The following is a 23,975-nucleotide window of genomic DNA, read 5'->3' on the forward strand; positions in this document are numbered from 1 at the left end:
TGGTGACTGGAGTTCAGACGTGTGCTCTTCCGATCTAGGTTGAACATGCCGATAGCGATGTCGCCGTTCTCCAGCTGCCTGGAATACAGCAGCAGGTCATCCCCGGACCATGTGCCCACCAGCTTCACCGGCTGGCGGCAGAGCCTGTCCTGATTGATGCGGACGACCTCCTCATTGCCCAGGATCTCCAGCGCGGCCTGGCTCATATTTCGGATGTCGCAGCCGATCATCAGAGGCGAGCCCATGAAGGCCCAGATGGAGAAATGGGTCCTGTACTGGACATCGCTGCAGCCCTGCAGGCCTACATGCCCCTTGCCGTACATGCCCACCACCAGCATGTCCATGTCGTTGAAGCAGCCCAGCCCGTTGTAGGGATGGAGCTTCTCCTGTTGGCGGGTCAGGTTCTTGATGGACTCCCAGGTGTCGAAGATGTCCCCTGTGGAGCGCCACATGGAAGCCCCTGTGGTCTTGATCCACTCGTGGGTCTCGTCTATGCCCCAGGAGCAGGCGGAGAACAGGATGTCGCGTCCGCAGTTCTCCAGTGCCAGCCCCATGCGTCGGTACAGATACTTTCCGGGGATGATGGGGCTGTGGTAGCAGTAGTCGTATTTCAGGAAATCCACACCCCACTCCGCGAAGGTCTCCGCGTCTACGAACTCATGCTCGAAGCTGCCCGGGTATCCGGCACAGGTCAGGTTCCCTGCGCAGGAATACATGCCGAATTTCAGGCCTTTGGAATGGACATAGTCCGCCACTGCCTTCATGCCGTGGGGAAACTTCTCCGGATCCGCCACCAGGCGGCCCTGCCCGTCCCTCTCCTTCAGCGACCAGCAGTCGTCGATGACCAGGTACTCGTAGCCCTTCTGCGGCAGCCCCTTCTCCACCATGGCATCCGCGGTCTGGAAGATCAGCTGCTCGTTGATGTGCTCCCCAAAGGTGTTCCAGGAATTCCATCCCATGGGCGGTGTCAGTTTCATCATATTGATTGCCCTCCTTCTGTTCTTACAAGCTTTCCTCTCCGGCAGCCGCCGGATTCTGCCGTCAGTCAAAAACCTATGCCTGGATTCAGTATAAATCCGTTCCCGCTCTATGGCAAGGGTAAAGCGAAAATCAAATACCCCGCTGCAAGCACGGCCGCCTGGCTCATTGCCCGCGGGAATATAGTCCCTATCGGTGCCTCCAGGTAGACCTGGTGGCCAGTATCAGGATGGGGAAAATCTCCAGCCTTCCCGCCAGCATGTCCCAGGTCAGCACCAGCTTGGAGAAATCACTGTACGCGGCATAATTGCAGGTAGGCCCCACCGCCTCGAAGCCGGGACCGATATTGTTGAAGCAGGCGAATACCGCAGACAGGTTCGTAGTAATAGAGAATCCGTCCAGAGAGACCAGGAGGAAGCTCAGAATCGTCACTATCACATAGGCCGCCAGATAGGCGTTGACGTTCTGCAGCACCTTCTCGTCCACCGGATGGCCGTTGAGCCGCACCACCTCCACCTTCTGGGGATGCACCACCTGGCGCACGCTTCTGTGGAGGCTCTTCGCCACCAGCAGGGCTCTGCCGCATTTGAAGCCGCCCCCTGTGCTGCCCGCGCTGGCTCCCAGGATCATCAGGCACAGCAATATCGCCTTGGACAGCCCGGGCCACAGCTCGTAGTCCGTGGTGGCGAAGCCGGTGGTGGTGATGATGGTCACCACCTGGAAGGCGGCATGGCGCACCGTCTCCCCCAGGGTATCGTAGAACCCCCGCAGGTTCCATACGATCAGCAATACGCTCCCCAGCACCGCCCCCAGGTACAGCCGCAGCTCCTCGTCCCTGAACACGCTCTTCACCTGGCGCAGCAGGAGCAGATAATAGCAGCTGAAGTTCACGCCGCACAGCAGCATGAACACCGTGCACACATTCTGGATATAGGGGCTGTAGCCGGCTATGCTGTCGTTCTTCACCCCGAAGCCTCCCGTCCCCACCGTGCCGAAGGCCGTGCAGACCGCCTCGAACAGGGGCATGTCCCCCAGCAGCAGGAATATCACGTCCAGCACCGTCAGCAGGATGTAGATCAGGTATAGAATCGTGGCCGTCTTCTTCATCTTCGGCACAAGCTTGCCCACATTGGGGCCAGGGCTCTCGGCCCGCAGCAGGTGCATTGTGAAGCCGTTGCCCCCGGAGGAGGAGATGGCCAGCAGGAACACCAGCACCCCCATGCCCCCCAGCCAGTGGCTGAAGCTCCTCCAGTAGAGGATCCCCTTCGGCACGTCCTCCACCGCAGGCAGGATGGAGGCTCCGGTGGTGGTAAAGCCCGACACGATCTCAAAGAGCGCGTCAATGTAATTGGGCATCACCCCGGACAGGAAGAAGGGCAGACAGCCCAGCAGGCTCATGGCGATCCAGCTTAAGCCCACGCAGGCCAGCCCCTCCTTGGCATAAAACTTTTTCTGACAGCCCCTGCCCAGCCACATCAGTCCGCCCGCCGCCAGGAGGAGCGCTCCCAGGCTCCACATGAAGGCCGTCACTGCGCCGAATTCGGCCTCCCACAGGCTGATCAGCATGGCAGGCACCATGAATACGGCTTCCACCATCAGGATGTTTCCGATGAACTTCCCCATCATCTTATAGTTCATGTCTCTTCTTACGCTCCATGCCCAGATTCATTTTACTCGAAGATATCGTTCAGCTGGTAGATCGTCCTCTCCCTGCCGGTGACCACATATACGATATCGCCAATATTAAAATACGAATCACCGTTTGGTATCTCCATCTTCGCACCCTTCAAGATGCACACCACCAGCACGCCCTTTTTCAGCTTCAGCTCCTTCAGCGTCCTGCCGCAGTTCTTGGTCCTCTCGTCCGCCAGGAATTCCATGGCCTCCGCCTGCCCGTCCGCTATGGTGTGCACCGTCAGGGCCGCTCCCGTCTGGTTCTTCATGGCCCTCACATACTGCACGATGGTATTGCAGCACAGCTCCTTGGGACTGACCACGCTTCCCAGGGACAGCTTGCCCAGAAGGTCCGTATTCTCGATATGTCCCAGCTTGGTAATGACCTGGGGCACGCCGCAGCTCAGCCCATAGAGGGAGATGATCATGTTCAGCTCGTCCATGCCAGTCATGGTGGCCAGGGCGTCGCAGCCCGAGACGCCCTCGCTCTCCAGCAGGAATTGGCTGCTGGAATCCCCCTGTATGATGCAGGTGGAGGGGAGCATGGCCGAAAGCTGCCTGCACCGTTCGGCATTCTGCTCTATGATCTGCACCTGGATGCCGCTGTTCTGCAGCTGGTTGGCCAGGTAGTAGCTGACCCGTCCGCCGCCGCAGAGCATCACCCTCTTCACCTTGTGGGTGACTACGCCCAGGTTCTTCAGGAGGGTGGCCAGGACATTGGTGAATGCCGTCACATAGATGCGGTCCCCTGCCCGGAGCACAAAATTCCCTCCCGGCGCCACTGCCTTGCCGTCCCGCAGCACGGCGCAGACCAAAGTCTTGCACTTCACGATGCCGTCCATATCGTTCAGGGCCACATTGCACAGCTTGCTGCGCTCGTCGATCCGCAGCTCCACGATCTCCACCCGTCCCTTGGTGAAGGTGTCCCGCTTCAGGAAGCCCGGATACTTCAAAAGGCGCTCGATCTCCGTGGCCGCCTGCCTCTCCGGGTTCACCACCATGGACAGGGCGAACATGTCCCGCATGGCGTAGATCTGGTTGGTGTATTCCGGATTGCAGACCCTGGCGATGGTATGGATATTGGCATTCAGGCCGTGGGCCGTCATGCAGCACAGCAGGTTCACCTCGTCCGCCCCCGCCATGGCAATCAGCAGATCGGCTTCCTTCACCCCCGCCTGGAGCAGCACATCCATGGAAGCGCAGTTCCCGTGCACCACCATGATGTCATAGCGCTCCTCGCTGGATTCCAATACTTTCATATTGGAATCGATCAAAGTCAGGTCGTCCCCCTCAGCGGCCAACTGGCGGGTCAGGGCCGCCCCCATCTTGCCATTGCCGGCTATAATTATCTTCATGGACTTCAAACCTCATTTCATCTCATTGATAAAAACCCGCGAAAGCCCGCGGCTCTCTCCTCCAAAGGAAGCTGCTTCCCCAGACGCGCCGTCAGAACATGCTTGCCGCACGCTCCAGCATATTAAGCAGATCTTCCCGAAAGTCCTCATGGGCAGGGTTCAGGCTATTGATGACGACCCCGTCGTCCCCGTTCCTCCCGGTGGAGTGGATGTACCTGTCGTCCCCGATGTACATGGCGATGTGGCCCGGGAAGTACAGCAGGTCCCCCGGCTTCTTCTCCGCCGCGGGAATCTCGTGCACCGCGAAGCCGTCCACGTATCCGGCGTTGCGGTAGATATAGACCCCGCAGAGCATGTAGCACATGCTGGTCAGGCCGGAGCAGTCTATGCCTAATGTGCTCTTCCCGCCCCAGCGGTACTGGGCGCCCAGGTACCCCTTCGCCATCTCCACCAAGCGCTTCCGGAACGCATCCTCGTCCGCCGTAAAGGGAACGCTGTAACAGGGGCCCAGGAACTTCTCCTTGGTATATCCCCGCCCGCCGTCCGCCAGCTCCACGCAGACCCAGCCCGCTTCCTCTGTGGCCTCTTCCCTGTGCGCCAGGAGTCTGCCGCCCCTTGCCAGGGATTCCAGGCACACGCCCTGTACCCGTGGTTCGTCCAGCACGTCCGCAAATCCCTGCATGACCACGCACAGTTCCCCGGCCTCCCAGGCCGCCACCCTTGCCTGATCCAGAATCAGGTCTTCTTTCTTACAGTACCCAGTATAGCGATACGGCGTCCGGACGGACACCCAGGGAACAGCCTCCCCTTCCTCCTCGTCCGCTGCCTCCTCCAGAACCTCCACCACCATGCCGTAGAGCAGCTCATCGTCCAAAGCCGTCCCGGAGGTCGGCCGTTCTCGTAAGGGCACTATGGCTTTTCCTGCAATCGCTTTCATATCTCCTCGCATTCTGCCGCCCCCTGGCGGCCCTTCGGCTCCCCTTTCTGTTCCCGTTCAGCCGTCAGACTACAAGTCCGGCGAATCATCCGCCCTGCTCCTCATAGAGCCGCCAGGCAATGTCCTGCATGAACCGGTCGAAGGCCGGGCAGTCCGTCCCATTCCCCAGGCAGCACAGCACAAAGGGCTCCTCCGCATAGAAGATGCCCACATCATGGGTGATGCCGTCGTCCTCCCCGGTCTTGTGGGCTATGGGAATCCGGCCCCGGAACCGGAAGGGGAACTTCCCGTTCAACCTCTGCTCCTTTAATATATCCAGCATATCCCCGGAAGATTCCAAATCTATCAGATTGCCCCGATACATCCGCTCCAGCATGTCCCCAATCTCCGCCGCAGACACATAGTTCTGGATGCCCCTCTCGGAAGCCTCCCTGTCGAAGAGCAGCCTGTTCACCTGCAGGGTCTCATAGCCCATTTCCCGCAAATCCTCGTTGATCCTGTCCATGCCTCCCAAAAGCCTGATCAGGATGTTGGTGGCGGAATTGTCGCTCAGGATAATCATCAGGTTGCACAGATCCTCGTATGTCACAGAAAGCCCTGCGTGCATCCGGTTCAAACAGCCGCAGGAGGGCCTTTTATCTCCCTCCTGCAGCACATATATCTCATTCTTTGTATGTTCGCCCGTCCGAATCTGGTGGAAGGCTTCCACCAGGATGGGAATCTTGATGACGCTGGCCGCCATCATGGGAAGTTTCTCCCGGATGCCGATTGTAGCGCCGGTGACCAGGTTCCTGTAGTATACGCTGGTCCTGCCGGAAATATGCCGTAATGATTCCTCGATTTCCCCTCTCTCCATCTCGGCTCCTGTCCCATCCTGCCCGCGGGAACCGTCCCGCCTGCAGGAATCCTTCTCATCAGTCTTGTTCGATCCTTCGTTTTCTTATTTACGCTTCCTTATTTGCGTTTCCTAATTCACGATTCTGCGCACCGCCACGATGGATCTATATGTAGCGTTGCTGATCTTGATGCCGCCTGCGGGGTATGGGGCGCTGTTGCTGGCATGTACGATCTGCCCGTTCCCGATGTAGATCCCCACATGCCCGGTATAGCAGACGATGTCCCCGGGCCGGGCGCTCTCATAGCTCACCCCCACGCCGGCGGTCTCCTGCTGGTAGGACGTCCTGGGCAGACTATAGCCGAAATCCGCATAGACACGGTAGACGAAGCCCGAGCAGTCCGCCCCTCCCGTCAGGCTGGTGCCACCCATCACGTAGGGGTTGCCCACGAACTGGCAGGCGTAATCGGCTATCTGCTGTCCTGTGCCGGAGCCCGTGGACGGAGGCGGGGCGGACGTGCCGCCTCCGGAACCGCCGGACGAACCGCCTGACGAAGCGCCCCCCGCGGAAGCCCCTGTGCCGCTGCCATTCCCTGCCGTGCCGCCATTATTGCTCTGGAGCTGCCGAAGCCTCTCCTGATCCTGCTTCAAAAGCTGCTTGGCCGTAGCCGCGGCCGCCTTGGCCTGTCTGATTTCCTCCTCATAGTTGGCGGATTCCCGCTTCTTCTGTGCCAGCATGCCGTCCAGATAGGACTTCTGCTGCTGAAGCTGGGCCCTGTCCGCTTCCAGCTGCTGCTTGGCCGAGGCCAGCAGCTCCCTGTCCGTCTCCAGCTGCACCTTGTCCTCCTCCAGACCAGCCTTCTCCGCCACCAACCGGTCCCAGAGATCGTGCACCTGGTTCTTCACCGTTATATAATCCTCCAGCACTGTGTTCTCGTACTGGTACACCTTCTCCACCTGATCCATACGGTTCAGGATGTCTGACAGGCCCTTGCCCTCCAGCAGGGCGTCCAGGTAGGATTCCTCCCCACGCTCGTACATCATCCGGGCGCAGACCGCCATATTCTCCCGCTGGGCCTCCTCTCTGGCCACGGCGGCCTCATACTCCGCCTGGGTCTGCTCGATCTGCTGCTTCTTCCGCTCGATCTCCTCTTCCTTGGCGACGATTTCCCCCTCCTTGGCGGCAAGCTCCTGCTCCTTGGCGGCAAGCTCATCCTCCATGGCGCCGATGCTGGCCATGGTGTTGGCAAGCTCCGCATTGAAGTCGTCGATCTGCTCCTGAAGGATCTCCTGCTCCGTCTCCAGGGCCACCACCCGCTGATTGGCATTATTCAGTTCATTGGTGTGCTGGTCGATCTGGCCCTGTACCTCGCCCGCGCTGGTGGCCTCCGCAGTCAGGGACTGGGAAATGCCTGATGCCACCAGCACTGTAGCCAGTCCTATAGTCAATATGAAATTAAGGATGGTTTTTTTAAATTTTCTCATGGGTCAAGCATACCACACTTCCGTGGAATTTTCATCCCCTAAAAAATTAAGAAACCATAAACTCCCCGGCCGGGCTGTCCGTCCATGCCGAAAGACTACAAATCGCAGTTCTTCACTGTCCTGGGGAAGGGCACTACGTCCCGGATGTTCCCCATGCCCGTGAGGTACATGACGCAGCGCTCGAAGCCCAGGCCGAAGCCCGCGTGCCGCACGGAGCCGAACCTCCGCAGATCCAGATAGAAGCCGTAATCCTCCTTGTTCAGCCCCAGCTCCTCCATGCGCCGCTCCAGGAGCTCCAGCTTGTCCTCCCTCTGGCTGCCGCCGATGATCTCCCCGATGCCGGGCACCAGGCAGTCCATGGCCGCCACGGTCTTCCCGTCCTCGTTGAGCTTCATATAGAAAGCCTTGATTTCCTTGGGATAGTCCGTCACGAACACAGGGCGCTTGAACACCTCCTCGGTGAGGTACCGCTCGTGCTCCGTCTGCAAATCGCACCCCCAGCTCACCTTGTAGTCGAAGGCCTCATTGTGCTTCGACAGGATATCGATGGCCTCGGTGTAGGTCACATGGGCGAAATCGGAGCTCGCCACAGATCTAAGGCGCTCCAACAGCCCCTTGTCCACAAACTGGTTGAAGAAAGCCATCTCCTCCGGCGCGTTCTCACACACAAACCGGATGATGTACTTCAGCATGCTCTCCGCCAGCAGCATGTCGTCCTTCAAATCGGCGAAGGCCATCTCCGGCTCGATCATCCAGAACTCCGCCGCGTGGCGGGTGGTGTTGGAATTCTCCGCCCGGAAGGTGGGGCCGAAAGTATATATGTTTTTGAACGCAAGAGCGAACGTCTCGCCGTTTAGCTGGCCGCTGACCGTAAGGTTGGTGGGCTTGCCGAAGAAATCCTGGGAGAAGTCCACCTTGCCTTCCGCAGTCTTCGGGATGTCATTCAAATCCATAGTGGTCACCTGGAACATCTCCCCCGCGCCCTCGCAGTCGCTGCCCGTGATCAGGGGCGTGTGCACGTACACGAAGCCCCGCTCCATGAAGAAGCTGTGGATGGCGTAAGCAATCAAAGAGCGCACCCGGAACACCGCCTGGAAGGTGTTGGTCCTGGGGCGCAGATGGGAGATGGTGCGCAGGTATTCGAAGGTATGGCGCTTCTTCTGCAGGGGATAGTCCGCCGAGGACGGCCCCTCCACCGTCACCTCCGCCGCCTGCATCTCAAAGGGCTGCTTGGCATTCGGCGTCTCCACGATGGTGCCCCTGACAATCAGGGCCGCGCCCACGTTCACCTTGCAGATTTCCCCGAAGTTGTCCAGGGCCTCCCCGTACACCACCTGCAGCTGCTCGAAAAAGGTTCCGTCATTAATCATCAGGAAGCCGAAATTCTTGGAATCCCGGTTGCTCCTGACCCATCCTCCGATGGTCACTTCCCTGCCGATGTACTCCCCGCGGTTACGGTATAGCTCCTTGATGTCTGTCAATTCCATAGTTTCCCCATTTCCGCGCGCTCCGCATCCTGCGCGCTATTCATTTTATCGCTTTAATTTTGAATTATACCACATATTTAGTTGCTTATCCATAGCTATCTGTGCTAAAATGAAAAACAGACAAAAAGACGTTACTGTTCACAGGTGCCTCCGCGAAGTGTTTTCGTGCGCATTATGCACGAAAATCACGAGACAGCAAGCGCCAAAATGAGCGTACTTTGCTCATTTTGTGTGCATCATGTTGCTGTGAGCGGCGAAGCCGTGAACAGTAACAAAAAGACAATCTTACGCAAGGAGGCCCATTGTTTATGAACCCATGGATAATTGTATTGATTGTGGTCGCGGTGCTGGCCGCGCTAATCGCCGTGCTGTATTTCCTCGGAAGGAAAGCCCAGAAGAAGCAGGCCGAACAGCAGGAGATGCTGGAGGCCAACAAGCAGACCGTCTCGATGCTGATCATCGACAAGAAACGGATGCGGCTCAAGGACGCGGGGCTGCCCCAGATGGTCTTAGACCAGACACCGAAGCTCATGCGCCGCTCCAAGCTCCCCATCGTCAAGGTCAAGGTGGGGCCCCAGATCATGTCCCTGATCTGCGATGAGAAAATCTTCGATTCCGTGCCCGTGAAGAAGGAAGTCAAGGCCGTGGTCAGCGGCCTCTACGTGCTCAGCGTCCGTGGGCTCCACGGCAAGGTGGAGATGGCTCCCCCTAAGAAGAAGAGCCGTTTCCGCAGGGCCCTGGAGGCCGCCCAGGAGAAGGCGGGGGCGAAGCCGCTGAAATAGGGTTGGAGCATCAAGGAACGAGAAAAACGGTGCAATCCCGCAAGAGAATCGCACCGTTTTCTATTATCGGCATCCGGTCTGCCGCGCCCGGGGCCCGCGGAGGAACCCCATGGCGGGCAGGCCTGTGCGCCATCCCATGTCCGGCTGATTCAACATGGGATGAACAGAGTCCCCGGGAAATCCACAGCCCTATCCTATGTCCGGCTCGCCTTGCAGCGCGATGGTGCCCGGGGCCTTCCCCTCCGTCTCGAAGAGGATGATTTTGTTCTCCCCTTCTCTCAGCAGGGGGCCGGGGATGTAGAGCCGCTTCTGGGGCCCTATCTCCCAGAATCTTCCTATATTAAATCCGTTCACGAAGGCGCAGCCCTTCCCCCATCCTTCGAAGTCAAGGAAGGTGTCCCCAATCTCCTCCACATTGAAGACGAAACGGTAGAACGCCGGCGTGCCGGGCAGATACTCCCGGTCAAAGTCCACCTTGTCCACATTGTCCAGGGGCAGCGGATACTGCACCCAGTGGTTGTGCATATGCCCGTTGATCTGCACGCACTGGTCGATGCCCTTGCGCTGGCGCTCCATATAGGGGCCGAAGTTCACCCGGCCCATGTTCTCCATGAGGATGTCCAGCCTGGCATCCCGCCGGGCGGGCAGGTTCAGCTCCCGCTCCTTCAGAAGCTCCCTGTCGTACAATGTGGCTACAAGCTTGTCATCCAGCAGGATGTCCGCCCTGTCGTTTGCACCCCAGAGCCTGATTTTTTCCAGGTTCTCCTCCGTGTGCAGCGTGGTGCGGTAAAGGATATAGCCGTAGTTCTGGCCCAGACGCTCCATGGACTGGGGCCAGACGCTCTCCGTCCCTTTGCTGATGCTGTCCAAAGTGGACACCAGGCTCACCTTTTCGCAGGCCTCCAGCGTACCGTATGATTTCCTGCGGATTTCCGTGGAGAACTCCATCTCCGGCAGCGCAGCGTATTTCCCGATGACCTCCCGGTAGCGGCGGTATTTTTCCGTAATCTGTCCGTCCTCGGTGAGCACCGCGTCATAGTCGTAGGAGGTCACGTCCGGGGTCAGCTCGTCATAATAGTTGGAGCCGTTCATGAAGCCGAAATTGGTGCCGCCCTCGAACATGTAGATGTTCACATGGCCCAGCTCCAGCATCTTGTCCAGATCCTTTACGCTCTCCTCCAGGTTGCCCCGCATGTGTCCCCCGTTGCCCCAGTGGTCGAACCAGCCCACCCAGAACTCCGTACACATCAGAGGCCCGCCCTCCGTGTACTGGCGCAGCGTCCCGAAGCGCTCCTCGGTCCTGGAGCCGAAGTTCCCTGTGGGCAAGGCGCCCGGAAGCTTCCCTCCGTTCAGGCTCTCCGGGAAAGGGCCGTCCGATGTCACCAAAGGCACCTCCACGCCGCCCCGGCGCATCAGCTTCCTGATTTCCTCCAGGTAGCCGCGGTCATTGGCGTAATAGCCGTACTCGTTCTCCACCTGCATCAGGATGACGGGGCCTCCCTTGGTGCACTGCCAGGGGGTGAGCTTCGGGAGCAGCACCTTGTAATACTCCTCCACATGCCGCAGGAAGGGGCCATAGCTCACCCGCAGCCGCATGCCGTCCTCTCTCAGGAGCCAGGCGGGCAGGCCGCCGAACTCCCACTCCGCGCAGATGTAGGGCGAGGGCCTGACGATCACATACAGGCCCAGCTCCCGGGCCAGCCGGATGAATCCCTCGATGTCCAGCATCCCCTGGAAGCGAAACTGCCCCTTCTCCTGCTCGTGCATGTTCCAGGGGATGTAGGTCTCCACCGTGTTGCAGCCCATACTCTTAAGCTTCTCCAGCCTGTCCCGCCAGTACTGCGGCACGATCCGGAAATAGTGCACCGCACCGGAGATGATCCGGACGGGCTCTCCGTCCAGATAGAAATTGTCCCTGATTTCAAATGTGCTCATAATAACCTCTCATTCCATCGCAATCTTATAACTTCATAGTACCTCTTTTAAAACAGATACTTGCTGATACCGGTTTCAAATGAAGTATACCATATCATGGCAGAAATGACAAGAACAGGGACTTTGCTACATGTTCGCCAAAAAGGGAGCACCTCCCCCTCTCGGCTTCGGCGCTCCCTCCCATGTACATTTTGCATTCCGTTCCGGCTTTGGCAGAGGAATCCCCTCTGCTTTCAGCATATCCGGCTTATTGATACACTGCGCTGATCTGTCTCTGCAGCTCCTCTGTGACTTCATTGATGCCGGCGGCTTCCAGGGCAGCCTGGTACTCAGCTACGATCTCCTCAGCGGTTCCGGAGTACTTACCGAACGCAATCTGCTTCATGTAGTTGGTGTGTACCTCGTTGATGTTGGAAATCTGTCCCTCGATGGAATCCACCTCAGGCACGAACAGGCCGTACTGATAAGGAATCTTAATCTTGTCGTACTCTGCGTACATAGCGTCAATCTTGTCCCAATCCCTGGTAGCGTCCCTTACCTCCAGGTCGTCGTTACGTCCCCACCAGAAGTTGGTCATGCCGTTGATGTTGTCGGTGTCGCTGTTGTAGCCTTCAGGGATGACCCTCAGGCCCTCGTCATTGGTATCCCATGACACGCCCTTGATACCATAGTTGAACAGGGTATAGCAGTCGGGATCGTTCCTCAGCAGGTCATATACCATCAGAGCCCTCTCAGGGTTGGCGCTGCCTGCGGACACGGCCATTGCGCCGTGGGTGATGGAAAGGGCCACTACATTCTGGGTCTCCTCGCCGAAGTAGAAGAAACCGCTTTCAGCATTCTCGTCCTCCTGATAGATCTTGTTGGCCTCGGTATGGCTTACCAGGTCGGTCCAGGTCTGGGTATGGTGCTGCTCTGCGGCGACCTTGCCGATGCGGTAGTCGTCACGGTTGGTGGATGTGGTGTTGTTCAGCACGTCGGTCTTCCATACACCGATTTCGTCCCACTCCTTCATCATCTTCGCGAACTCCACCAGGGAATCCGTGTCGGTCATGTAAGGAGAATAGATGGTGTAGGGATCGTCCTTGGTGCCGCCCCACATAGCGCCGGAGTTGATGCCCTCGATGGCGATATAGTTGGAATGGGAAGAAATCCAGCCGCCCACCATGGTGGCATACTGTGTTCCGTCGGAATCCCAGGGGGTGATGTCGGCCTTGTTCTCTTTCACCCACTTAAAGTAGGTGGTCATGTCCTCCCAGCTGTGCACGCCGTCAGCCAATCCTGCTTCCTTCGCCCAGTCCAGACGATAGGTGAAGCCGTGGTTGGTCCACTGCGCGTAATTGTCCTCAGGAATCAGGTAAATCTCACCGTTGTATTTGCACATCTCCCAGTTCTCAGCGGGAATGCTGGCCCATGTCTTGGGCGCATAGGTCTGCAGCATCTCCTCGGACAGCTCTATGAAAGCGCCGTTCTTGGAGTTCGGCCATGCATCCAGCCAGTCGGAAGCGGTGCCTACCAGGTCTACGGTGCCGTCCATACGGGCCAGTGTCAGGTTGTAGTTGGAAAGATAATCCGTCCAGGAAATGTAGTAGATTTCCAGCTCCGCGTTCACCTTCTCGGTGAGGATCGCGTTCAGCTCTGCCATCATCTCGTCCAGACGCTCCTTGGCTTCTCCAGAGGGCGCGTCGCCTGTGGTCATGTAGTTGATGACGACATGCTCGGAGGTGTCGATATCCCCGCCGGCCGCCTCTTCGCCGCCTGCTGACTCTTCCTCGGCAGAGGACTCCTCTTCTCCCGCGTCAGAAGCGTCAGAAGACTCGGAAGACTCTTCCGCGCTGCTCTCCTCACTGGATTCAGCGGGCGCGGAGCTCTGCGTGTCGCCACCGCCGCAGGCCGTCATGCCCAGAACCATCGTTGCGGCAAGCAATGCTGCAATTACTTTCTTTTTCATCTTTTTTCCTCCATTTCATTATGGTTTTATAGATAACTCCCGGGGGCCTTATGGGGCTCCCGCAGGAGCTATTTATCATTATCCTCTCCGATTTCTCTCAAATTTGCGCTATCCGGACACGTCTCGGCGTCAGCCCTTCACCGCGCCTACGGTAATGCCGCTGATGAAGTACTTCTGCACGAAGGGATACAGCAGCACGATAGGGCCGGTGGCCAGCACCGCGTTGGCCATCTTCACGGTCTCCTGGGGGATGTCCGCCAGGTTGATGTACTGCCCTGCCACAGAGTTCTTCAGCGCCTCGTTCTTGTTCACAATCTCGTACAGCGTATACTGCAGGGGCTTCACAGCCACCTTGGAGCTCAAAAACAGCGAGGACTGGTACCACTCGTTCCAGTAGCTCAGAGCCAGGAACAGGCCGATGGTGGCCAGGGCAGGCTTGAGCATAGGCAGAATCAATGAGGTGAATATCTTGAAGTCCCCGGCCCCGTCTATCTTGCCCGACTCCGTAATCTCGTGGGGGATGGCCTTCACGAAGTTCTTCATCAATATGATCAGCCAGGGCGACATCAGCAGGGGCAGCGCCACCGCCAGATAGTTGTCCGTCAGGTGGTAGGTCTGGGTCATCAGCAGGTAGTAAGGCGCAAGACCTGCCTGGAACAGGCTGGTAAAGTAGATGAAGAACGAAATCCCGTTCCGGAAGGAGAAGTCCTTCCTCTGCAGCGCGTAGCCCGTCATGGAGATGATGGACAGGCCCACGGTAGTCCCCAGCGCCGTCATCAATATGGTCAGCAGGTAGGACTTCCAGATGCCGCCGCTCTTGGTGACCATTTTATAGGCCTCCAGGCTGAACTCGCTGGGGATAATCTGTACCCCTTCCGCCCGGACCACGGACTCGCTGGCGAAGGACGTGCCTATGATGACCAGGAAAGGCACGATACAGCAGATCGCGTAAAACGTGACGAATGCATATCCGAAGCCTCTGATTATCTTATCTGATGTGCCAAGCTTCACCTTGGCACCGGATTCCATTAAGTCTTTGTCTTGGTTTGCCATTTTTCTCCTCCTTCCTTTAGAACAGCGAATAGTCGGGATCAATCTTCTTCACGATGGTGTTCACCACCATGACGATTACAAAGCCGATCACGGACTGGTACAGGCCTACGGCAGATGCTCTGGAGAAGTTGAACTCTGCCACGGTAGCGCGGTACACATAGGTCTCGATGATGTCCGTGGTGCTGTACAGCAGCGGGTTGGTGCCCACCACGTTATAGAACAGACCGAAGTTTCCTTTCACGATGCCGCCCAGTGCGAAGAGCAGCAGTACCACTATCGTAGGCTTTAAGCTGGGAAGAAGTATGTAGCGGATCCTCTGGAAGCCGTTGGCTCCGTCCACCTTCGCCGCCTCCATCATCTCGGCGTCGATGCCGCAGATGGCCGCGAAGTAGACCACGGAGTTGTATCCCGTCTGCTGCCACAGATAGATGATGACCAGCAGCACCGGCCACACCCCCGGCGTGGAATAGGGCTGCCACAGCGACTCTTCAGCCACCCCCAGGTTCCTCAGGATTCCGTTCACAAGACCGGTATCATAGTTCAGCAGATAAAAGACCAGGATGCCCACCAGTACCTGAGAGATAAAGTAGGGCAGGAACATCACCGTCTGGGAGGCTTTCTTGAACCACTTGCTCTGAATCTCGTTCAGCAGGATTGCCACGAACACCGCCAGAAAGTTGCCCAGCAGGATGAACGCCAGATTGTACAGAACCGTGTTCTTGGTCAGCTCCAGCAGTTTTCCCGAAGTGGCCAGAAACTCGAAATTATCCAGTCCGATGAATTTGCTTCCGAATATACCGTCCCGGTAGTTGTACTTGACGAAAGCTACCCAGATGCCCGGCAAGGGCGCATAACTAAAGGCGATAAAGTAGATGATTGCCGGCAGGCACATAAGAATCAGTATGCGATGCCTGACAATCTTTTCCCACAGTGTAAGCTGCTTCACTTGAACCGCGGGTTTTGATTCCTGCTTGATTTTGGACATGTGCTCTCACTCTCCCATTCCTTTTTTCATGTAAACAGATTGCTTGTTCTGCAATCGGTTTCATGTTTTCAGGGTATCATTGTAATTGAAAAATGTCAATATATATTTTCGGATTCATATCAATTTTGGAAGTTATATACAGTTTTCCAATCTCTTTTTTGTATATTATCCACAATCACTTTTCCAGGCATTAAAAAAGAGAGGATATTCCAACCTCTCTTTCTCGGCTTTCCGATTTTATCCCTGCAATCGGTATCATGAATTCATTTGATTTTCATCCGCCAGCCCCTCCCCGCCATCCGCTTCCTCAGGGCATGCAGCGGGCCTGGCAGTCGCTGTCATCCTGCCAGGCCCATTCATGATTCACCGTATTCTGCTGTGTCGCTCCGCACCGCTATCCCCGCACGCGGGACGGCGCCTGTTTCCGCTAGATGTATGAGCCGCCTGTAATCCACTGTCCCCACGGTAGCGCTTCGGCATCGGGGGGATGCCTGCAATGGCAAGCGGATTACAGCGCCCTGGCCGGGCCGCTGCTCTCCCGCACCACCAAGGTAGGCTCCAGCATCTGCAGCTTCGGAATCTCCTTCCCCTCCAGGGCCCCTATGGCGGTCTCCACCAGCTTCCGTCCCAGGTTCCCGTAGTCGTAGTCGATGCTGGTGAGCTTGGGAATCAGCATCTCGGCGATGTAGGTATTGTCGTAGCTGACCAGGGAGATGTCCTCGGGTATCCTGTAGCCGTGCTCCGTCAGGCTGCGGGCGATGCCTGCCGCGGAGTAATCGTTGATGGCAATCACCGCCGTCGGAACGATTCCTGCATCCAACATCCTGTTCATCTCCGCATAGGCCCCCGCGTCATTATAGTGCCCCGCCTCCTGCACCAGCTCCGGCCTGAAGGGAATCTGGTTCTGCTTCAGCAGCTGCTTGTACCGCTGTATCTTCTCAAAGGTGGACAGCACGTCCGCCCGGCCGCCCACCAGCGCGATCTCCCTGTGGCCCAGGCCGATCAGATGCTCCATCAGCAGGTCCATGGTCTTCCTGGCGTCGATCTGCACCTGAAAGCACTGGGTGCCGTCCAGCTTTCCGTTGATCACCATGGGGATCCGCTCCGGCATGGCGTTCACCAACTCCACATACTCCAGATTCGACACCAGGTCGTCCACCCGGCCGCCCATCTGGATCACCGCGTCCACCCGCTGCTCCTGGAGCTTCTCCAGCTGCTGCCGCTCCAGTCCGGCCTCCCCCAGGGAATTGCACAGCAGGACCGTGTACCCCAGCCTCCTGGCCGCCAGCTCGCAGGCCACGAAGACCTCGGAATAGAAAGGGTTCCTCACATCCGCCGCGATGATGCCGATGACCCGGCTCCTGGTGTCGGACAGGCCCCTGGCCATGGCGTTGGGCGTGAAATTATATTTTTCGATGAGCTCCTGAATCTTCTGCTTCTTCTCCGGCCTGACCCTGGCGCTGTTCGTCAGCACCCGGGAGACCGTGGCGGGGGATACCCCCGCTTCCTTTGCTATGTCATAGATAGTGATGCTTTTCCCACCTGTTTTTTTGCCTACGTCCATATGCAGTACCTCTTCTTTACCCTCTTTCCTGAAACCGCTTTCCTCCCCCCTTTCATCATATGATCTTTCGTGCTGTATGTCAAGAGAGTTTCTGAATGCTCCCACTGTCGCACAAGCCTGTCTCGGGATTTTCATGCAAAATACGCATGAAAACACCTCGCGGCGGCACCGAGTGAACAGCAACAGCCGCAAACAAGGCAGGCGGCGCACAAAAAGGCCAAATTCATGCTGCATCTGCCCTCGTCACTCATCGGCCTCCTCCGGCACCCACGCCCTGCCGAACTCCTTGTCCCGGAACAGCTCCGTGAGCCCCGTGATCTGCTTCAGGCGCAGGATTTCGTCCGGCTCCATCCCCAGGTGCCTGGAGATCCAGGCATCGCTCCTGCCGATTTCATGGAGCTCCCGCACGATATTGCTCATCAGCTCCACATCGTGGGAGCCCCTGGCCCGGTTGTGGCGGATGGTGCTGGCCATGCGCTGGTCCAACGGCTTGTCGATCACGGTCACGGGCAGCATGCCCTCCTCCCTGCGGTAGATGTCCGGATAGTCCCGCATCACCCGGTAACGGTGGAAGCCGTCCACGATGATATAGACGTCCCTCTTCTTATCGTAATAGCACACGATGGGCATCGTGTAGCCGTCCTCCTTGATGCTGTCGTACAGAAGCCGCATCTCCGGCGGCGCCACCGCGTTGGGATTGTAGCTGTTGGGCTCGATTTTCTCGAAAGGTACCCTCTCCACATCGTAGACCGGACTGCGATATGCCATTTAAACGCCCTCCATGTTCTGATATTTCTCCTTGATAGCCTCGATCCGCTTCTTGTCCTCCCGCATGAGCCCGAAGCCCATGAACCTGCAGAGATGGTCGTTCTTCAGGATGCAGTAGCACATGCGCTTCCAGGACGGGATGTCCTTGGTGCTCCTGATGTCATCCGTGTGGTCCGGAATCTCCTGCTTGAAGACGATCCTGGATTTCTTGTCCAGCGTATAGTTGGAAACGCCGTTGCGTTCAATCTTGTATCCGTGTTCCGTCAGCTCCCGGATGGTCTCCTCCGACAGCCCGCCTCCTGTATTGTGCCAGAAGTCCATGGATGTCTGGAATTTCTTCATATAGTTCGCCCGCAGCTTCTCCGGCAGGGTGTCCAGGAGGAACCTGGTATAGGACTGCCAGGTATGGCCCTCCGGGAGCTTTACGTCCCGGTAGCCCATGGCTTTGGTCTTCCCGTAGATGGAGGTGAAATTCGCCCCCTGCACCCGCCCCACCAGCTTGGTCCAGGTCTGGGGCTCCAGGATCCGGTACAGGTTCAGGGATTCCTTGGCATAATCGTTAAAGGGCGAGGCCACCCGCATCTGGGTGGGCAGAAGCCCTGCCTTATGGTAAAGGTCGTACAGCCTGTTGTAGGGGTAGCCGAACCTGGAATAGGCTGTCCACACATCGGAGGTGCTCCAGTCATACATGGGGGAGGCCGTCCACACATCCTTGAACTGCCTGGAAATCCAGCACCTCCCCTGGTAACCGTTCTTATTGTTCAGAAAGCCGCTGTAGCGGCGCAGGGACTCCTCCGCCCGCATCCCCAGCAGGCATACGGTCTTGCGGTTCCCGTGCTTTTGCTTGAACCACCTGCCGAACTGCCTGGCCAGATCCTCCTCCAGCATTTTGTATTTATAGAGGGTGAAGGGATTCCTGCCCATATGGATCACATAGGGCTTCCTGGGCAGGGGGCGCACCCAGCTCTCCTGCAGGGTATCGTCCCAGGGATACCAGTACATCTCATAGCTGCTCAGTGCCGTGCGCACCGCCATGGGCAGGCACACCCAGTAGGGCTCGGTCCTGGACAGGTACATCTCGAATACTTTCTCCACATATTCCGTAGTCACCTGGTACTGGGCCTCGAAATCCTGGTGGAAGACGCCTATCTTCTTCCGGATCCGGTTCCGCTCTATGTAGTCCATGACCATATGCAGCAGCAGACCGCTGTCCTTGCCGCCGCTGAAGGAAATATATATGTTATCGAATTCCCGGAAAATATAGTCCAGGCGTTCCTGCAGTGCTTCATATACATTGATGTCCAGGTACTTCTTCTCCAACGCTCTCCCCCTCTTTCCTGACTGCTCCACCATCATAAGTGATTCCACAGGATGTGTCAAGGCGCTTTTGCTGGTTCCGTCCCTCAGCCGCCGGCTATCCCCAGCTCCTCGTACAGCCGTCCCCTGGCTGCCCTGTCGTTTACGGCCAGCTTCGCGTCCTCGTCCCTTCCCAGGGCATAAAGCTTTGACAGCAGGGAGGCCAGGCGGCCCTCTCCAATCTCCTTGCCAATCTCCTTGCCAATCTCCTTGCCTCTGGCTTCTCCTTTCGCCTCCAGCATATCGATATACTCGCACATGACGATTCCCTCTCCTTCCTCCTGCTTCTCCAGCAGGTTCCCTATCATATCCGTGAACCTGGCATCTCCGGTCAGCGCCTCCATCATCTCGCACAGCGCCTCCCCATGGACAATTCTCTGCTGTCCCCGTCCCTCGAAGCTTCCTGTGTTCAGATAGTCCACCACGAACCCCATGTCGCTGGTGAATCTGTCCCGCACTTCTTTGGACAGGTTCCTCATATGGTACAGCTTCAGCGTCACATCGTCCACGAACCGCAGCGCCTCCATGTCTGCCCCTTCCGAAGCCAACAGCCTGCGCAGGCTCGAAGGTATCCGGCTCCTCCTCCCTGTCCAGTTCAGGATTATGCCGATCACGGGATACACCGGCTGTTTCAGCTCCAGCTGCTCCCGGTACGACCCGCCCTGATAGGATGCCTTGCGCAGGGCCTGCCGCCTTTTCAGCCGCGTCTCGTTCTCAATGAAGTACTGCGCCTTCACCCGTCCGCCCTCCATCTGAAAAAAGCTCCTGTCGCAGAACTGGCTGCGCTTCCCTGCCTTCCCCTGATAAAAGCTTTCCGTGGGAGCAGGACATAAATCCCCTCCCCGCAGCTTCGGTTGCCCTCCGTACAAGAACACGTTCACACAATCCGCGAACACGTCTCCATGCGCCATCAGAATCTTCTCTAGGATATCCTTCTGTGCCATCTGTCCGCCTCCTGTCCGTGCAGGAGACCTTTGCGAAAACTCCTGCCTCTGTATTCATTTGATGTTGATTTTTTAAAGCAGGAATTTTGCATAGAATGCTTTTTGCAAGAACTATGGATTATTCCAGACCATGTCTCGAATGATATCTGCTTTACACAGATTGTATCACGATTTGGTGGCCATTTCAACAGGAAATTGACATTCTTCGGCCATTCATGATAAAATGCTCCCATCGTAAGGCAGAGAAGAGGCGGCAGCTCATGAAAAATATTTTCATAGAAGGGATACAGGGCATGGGCAAGTCCACCCTGCTGCAGGCCATCGCGGAAAGGCTGCCGGAGCTCCATGCATGCCGGGAGGGGGACTATTCTCCTGTGGAGCTGTCCTGGTGCACCTGGATGACAGAGGCGGACTATCTGGCGGCGCTGGAGCGCTACGGGAGCCTGCGCGGGGAGATTGAGGCCCATACCTTCCGGGAGGACGGCCATTACATCGTCACCTATACCACGATCCTCACGGACATTCCCGGCTTCCACAAAGACATGGAGCAGTATGAAATCTACAACAACAGAAAATCCCCGGAGGAGCTGGAGCGGATTATCCGGGACAGGTACCGGAGGTTTTCCGGAAGCGGATACCTGTTCGAATGCGCTTTCCTGCAGAATATCGTGGAAGAATTGATCTTGTACCAGCAGCTAGAGGATGACGAAATCATATCCTTTTATCATCGGTTATTCAACGATATCCATCTGGAGGACTTCCTGCTGCTGTATCTGTACGATGCCGATCTGGAGGAGAGCACGCGGATCATCTGCCGGGAACGCTCGGACGAGCAGGGGAATCCCTGGTGGTATCCCCTGATGCTGGATTACCTGAGCGCCTCCCCCTACGGGAAGGCCCACGGGTATCAGGGCTTCGACGACCTGATCCGGCACCTGCGTCACAGGCAGCAGCTGGAGCTGCGCATCCTGCGGGAGGTGGTGGGGCAGCGGGCCGTCATCCTCCCGGCGAAACGGTGGGACTTGGACCAGGTGCTGGACATCATCGCAGGACATTGACGGGACAGCCCTTCCCTCAACGGAAGGGGCAGGGCTGTCCGTTCGCACAAGGCTGCCCTCGCAAGAAGTCCATGCTCCGGGCAAAATCTGGGAACCGCAGGTGTCTTCCCAGAAGGAGGCTTCTTCCCGGCCTATGCTCCGTGCAGGGTCCGGGATATGCAGGCGCCTCCCTCTTCCATGGCAATCTTCACCACGATTTCCCCCTGCCCGTTCCGGCGCACGAAGGCCAGAAGCCTCCCCCGGAAGGTAGTCCGGCTGTTTTGGCTGTAGGGCGTCACGTCCGCCAGGTTCCCGCTCTCCAGCCCGGCCAGCGCTCCGGCTCCCTCCACGGTGACGGTGAGCAGCCGCTCCTGCCAGCTGACAGGCCTGCCGTTTTCGTCCCGCAGGCCGATTTCCAGCTGGTACAGATAGCCCGGTTCCCCGGAGGCCTCCTCCCAGCCGCGACCGGTCAGCGCGTCCGGCTGCTGCCATACCCCACAGTCCAGCCCGGCCGCACAGCCCACGGTGGAAAGGCTGCAGGATGCCGCCGCATCGGCTCCGGATGCGCGAGCCATATCCAACTCGGCCTCATTGTCGGCAGAGCGTCCTAAACAAATCGGTTCCGCATCTTTGCTGCAGGCCTGGGATAGGCTTGCCCGGGCAGCTCCTTCCGGCGTGCCATATCCGAAGGCCGTCAGCGTGCCCGGCCTGTAGGATACCCGGAAGCAGTACGCGCCGTCCCCGTTGTAGCCCTCCAGCACGCCAACCTCCTGCCCGGTTCCCGCGCTCTGCCCCAATCCTGCGGCTGCCTCCTGCAAGGCGGCAGCCACATCCCGCTGTGCTTCTTTCTGTTCCCCTGAAGCCCTCTGTACAGCCCCCGCTGCCTCCGCATGGGACTCCCCGGCTTCCGTTCCCTCCGCACCGGATACCGGCAGGCCAGCCATTCCGCCCTGCCCTCCTGGTTCCCAGGCTTCCAGCACCAGCCGCACCTTGGGCAGGTTGGAGTACACCTTCACCAGAATCTCCTCCCCGGGCTCATAGTTCCAGTGGCTCTCCATGGGCAGCCAGTCCTCCTCGCCCTCCGAAGCCCGCCTGGTGGCAATGGCCAGCACCGGGGCTTTCTGCCAGAAGGATTTCCGGCGGTAGAATTCCGGCTTCCTGTCCCCGGCACAGGTCAGTATCCCGGCGGGGGAGCCGTGCACGGGCCATCCCCTGGCCTCGCCCAGATAGTCGATGCCCGTCCACAGGAACTGCCCGCTGATGTAAGGATTGTCCCGCACCGCCAGCCACGCCCCATAGCCGTGGCCGTTCTCGCTGCCCAGGAAGGGCTTCTCCGGAAACCTGCCGTGATCCTTGGCGTACAGATGCTCCTTGTAATTGTAGCCCACCACGTCAAGCCCCCGGAACAGCCCGGTCTCTGAGGACAGCTCCGGAAATGCCGCCGCCAGCGTCACGGGGCGGGTATCGTCCTCCTCCCGGACGATTTGCTCCAGCTTATCCGCTATGGACACCAGCCGCAGAGCATTGGGCTTATTGGGGTCATACTGCCGCTCCGCCGCCGGTTTGTGGGCATCGTTGTTGCCTGTCATGGAGGCGAAGGAGGGGTGGCAGTAGGGGTCGTTGGGATAGTCTATCTCATTGCCGATGCTCCACAGGACGACGCTGGGGTGGTTCCTGTCCCGGCGCACCATGGCCCGCAAATCGGCCTCGTGCCAGGCGGGGAAGGCCTCGAAATAGCCCTCGTGGACGGGCGGATAGACATTGTGCCCGGTGGACCATTTGTTCTTGGCGTTCTCCCATTCGTCAAAGGCCTCGTCCATCACAAGGAAGCCCATCCTGTCGCACAGGTCGTAGAGCTCCGGCATGTGGGGGTTGTGGCTGCAGCGGATGGCGTTGCAGCCGCACTCCCGCAAGGTCTCCAGACGCCTCTGCCAGACCTCCGGCTCCATGGCCGCCCCCAGTGCGCCTCCGTCATGGTGGACGCAGACGCCCTTCAGCTTGGTCTCCGCGCCGTTCAGGAAAAAGCCTCTGTCCGGATCGAACGCGATTCCCCGGATGCCCACCCGGGTCTCGTCCGCCAGGTAGAACCCCTCCTCGGAAAGCTCCTCTTCCGCCGGACGCGCCCCTTCTGTCCTATACCATGTGCGCAGGGTGTACAGGTAAGGGTGCTCCGGCGACCAGAGCCTGGCCCGCTCCAGGGTTCCGGACAGGATGCATTCCCCTCCTGTACCGGTCACGCCCTCCATGGTCAGGACAGTCTCCCCCTCCGCGCCGATCAGGGCCGTGCGGATCCGAACCAGGCCCATTTGCATCCGCATGAGGGCGGCCTGTTCCGTATCGGGCCCATCCCAATCGCTCTTCTGCCCGGTGCGCCCGTCTCTCTGCGCCATGTCCCTTTCGGGCAGGGCTGGCAGCACAGTGCGCCCCGCTCCGGGCAGAATGCCCTCTATGACACGCTCCGCTCCCCGGTCTGTAGACAGCCCCTCCATCTCTTCCGTCCGATGGCACACCACGATCCGGGCCCTGCCGATCCCGCGCTCCGGATCCGTCCCGTCCGCCTCCACCTGCTCCGCCCGGAAGAGCACGCCGTATTCCGCGGGATGGGCAGGCTCCTCTATGATCAGCGTCACCTTCCTGGTGATGCCGCTGCCCGTGAACCATCTGGAATCCGCCAGATCCGTATGTACCACCTTCACGCTGAGCACGTTCTCCTCATCGCCGAAGGCCGCCGCGTGGGTGATGTCGTAGGAAAAGGTGCTGTAGCCGTAGGGGCGCCGGCCCAGGTAATAGCTGTTGCACCACACCTGGCTGTTCTTGTAGACGCCATCGAACACCACACGCAGGCTTTTTCC

17 protein-coding genes are annotated in these 23,975 nt (G+C 58.3%); 2 read left to right on the plus strand and 15 right to left on the minus strand.

The window, feature by feature from the left end; genetic code table 11:
* Positions 1-1,167: 1,167 nt before the first annotated feature.
* From Q2B33_RS14505 to asnS, 6 genes are all read right to left on the minus strand, one after another.
* Positions 1,168-2,616, minus strand: a complete 1,449-nt coding sequence (locus Q2B33_RS14505; protein WP_300571101.1) for a TrkH family potassium uptake protein — start codon at positions 2,614-2,616, stop codon at positions 1,168-1,170.
* A 32-nt stretch (positions 2,617-2,648) separates the two neighbouring features.
* Positions 2,649-4,007, minus strand: a complete 1,359-nt coding sequence (gene trkA / locus Q2B33_RS14510; protein WP_300571098.1) for a Trk system potassium transporter TrkA — start codon at positions 4,005-4,007, stop codon at positions 2,649-2,651.
* A 91-nt stretch (positions 4,008-4,098) separates the two neighbouring features.
* Positions 4,099-4,944 (minus strand): C40 family peptidase, encoded by an 846-nt coding sequence (locus Q2B33_RS14515; RefSeq protein WP_300571095.1) that lies wholly within the window; start codon positions 4,942-4,944, stop codon positions 4,099-4,101.
* Positions 4,945-5,029: 85 nt separating this feature from the next.
* A complete protein-coding gene (locus Q2B33_RS14520) occupies positions 5,030-5,800 on the minus strand; it encodes a serine hydrolase (protein WP_300571092.1) in 771 nt (256 codons plus the stop codon).
* A 111-nt stretch (positions 5,801-5,911) separates the two neighbouring features.
* Positions 5,912-7,264, minus strand: a complete 1,353-nt coding sequence (locus Q2B33_RS14525) for a C40 family peptidase (protein ID WP_300571089.1) — start codon at positions 7,262-7,264, stop codon at positions 5,912-5,914.
* A 95-nt stretch (positions 7,265-7,359) separates the two neighbouring features.
* Positions 7,360-8,751 (minus strand): asparagine--tRNA ligase, encoded by a 1,392-nt coding sequence (gene asnS / locus Q2B33_RS14530; protein ID WP_296475101.1) that lies wholly within the window; start codon positions 8,749-8,751, stop codon positions 7,360-7,362.
* 308 nt (positions 8,752-9,059) lie between these two features.
* On the opposite strand from asnS, the gene Q2B33_RS14535 reads away from it, so the two are divergent.
* Positions 9,060-9,533: a hypothetical protein gene (locus tag Q2B33_RS14535; RefSeq protein WP_289766863.1), complete on the plus strand. Its 474-nt coding sequence runs from the start codon at positions 9,060-9,062 to the stop codon at positions 9,531-9,533.
* A 189-nt stretch (positions 9,534-9,722) separates the two neighbouring features.
* Here the strand turns inward: Q2B33_RS14535 and Q2B33_RS14540 are convergent, their stop codons facing one another.
* The 8 genes from Q2B33_RS14540 to Q2B33_RS14575 form a co-directional block, all read right to left on the minus strand.
* Positions 9,723-11,468 (minus strand): beta-galactosidase family protein, encoded by a 1,746-nt coding sequence (locus tag Q2B33_RS14540; RefSeq protein ID WP_300571083.1) that lies wholly within the window; start codon positions 11,466-11,468, stop codon positions 9,723-9,725.
* Between the two features lie 247 nt (positions 11,469-11,715).
* A complete protein-coding gene (locus Q2B33_RS14545; protein ID WP_289766865.1) occupies positions 11,716-13,416 on the minus strand; it encodes a DUF3502 domain-containing protein in 1,701 nt (566 codons plus the stop codon).
* A gap of 129 nt (positions 13,417-13,545) precedes the next feature.
* A complete protein-coding gene (locus Q2B33_RS14550) occupies positions 13,546-14,469 on the minus strand; it encodes a carbohydrate ABC transporter permease (protein ID WP_251206165.1) in 924 nt (307 codons plus the stop codon).
* Positions 14,470-14,485: 16 nt separating this feature from the next.
* The gene (locus Q2B33_RS14555) at positions 14,486-15,454 is read right to left on the minus strand and encodes a sugar ABC transporter permease (RefSeq protein WP_300571075.1); all 969 of its coding nucleotides are present in this window, start codon (positions 15,452-15,454) and stop codon (positions 14,486-14,488) included.
* A 508-nt stretch (positions 15,455-15,962) separates the two neighbouring features.
* Positions 15,963-17,018 (minus strand): LacI family DNA-binding transcriptional regulator, encoded by a 1,056-nt coding sequence (locus Q2B33_RS14560; protein ID WP_300571072.1) that lies wholly within the window; start codon positions 17,016-17,018, stop codon positions 15,963-15,965.
* A 243-nt stretch (positions 17,019-17,261) separates the two neighbouring features.
* The gene (locus Q2B33_RS14565; protein ID WP_296475089.1) at positions 17,262-17,786 is read right to left on the minus strand and encodes a ParB/RepB/Spo0J family partition protein; all 525 of its coding nucleotides are present in this window, start codon (positions 17,784-17,786) and stop codon (positions 17,262-17,264) included.
* On the minus strand, positions 17,787-19,106 hold the full coding sequence (locus tag Q2B33_RS14570) for a phosphoadenosine phosphosulfate reductase (RefSeq protein WP_300571068.1): 1,320 nt from the start codon (positions 19,104-19,106) through the stop codon (positions 17,787-17,789).
* Between the two features lie 83 nt (positions 19,107-19,189).
* Positions 19,190-20,086 (minus strand): hypothetical protein, encoded by an 897-nt coding sequence (locus Q2B33_RS14575; protein WP_300571065.1) that lies wholly within the window; start codon positions 20,084-20,086, stop codon positions 19,190-19,192.
* Between the two features lie 260 nt (positions 20,087-20,346).
* Between Q2B33_RS14575 and Q2B33_RS14580 the strand changes: the two genes are divergently transcribed.
* Positions 20,347-21,144: a hypothetical protein gene (locus tag Q2B33_RS14580; protein WP_300571062.1), complete on the plus strand. Its 798-nt coding sequence runs from the start codon at positions 20,347-20,349 to the stop codon at positions 21,142-21,144.
* A gap of 131 nt (positions 21,145-21,275) precedes the next feature.
* On the opposite strand, the gene Q2B33_RS14585 is transcribed toward Q2B33_RS14580, so the two are convergent.
* Positions 21,276-23,975 (minus strand): glycoside hydrolase family 2 TIM barrel-domain containing protein (locus Q2B33_RS14585; RefSeq protein WP_300914083.1); only part of this gene is annotated, 2,700 nt, incomplete at its 5' end.

The sequence above is a fragment of the uncultured Acetatifactor sp. genome, assembly GCF_948601915.1.
In the GTDB taxonomy this organism is placed as follows: domain Bacteria; phylum Bacillota; class Clostridia; order Lachnospirales; family Lachnospiraceae; genus Acetatifactor.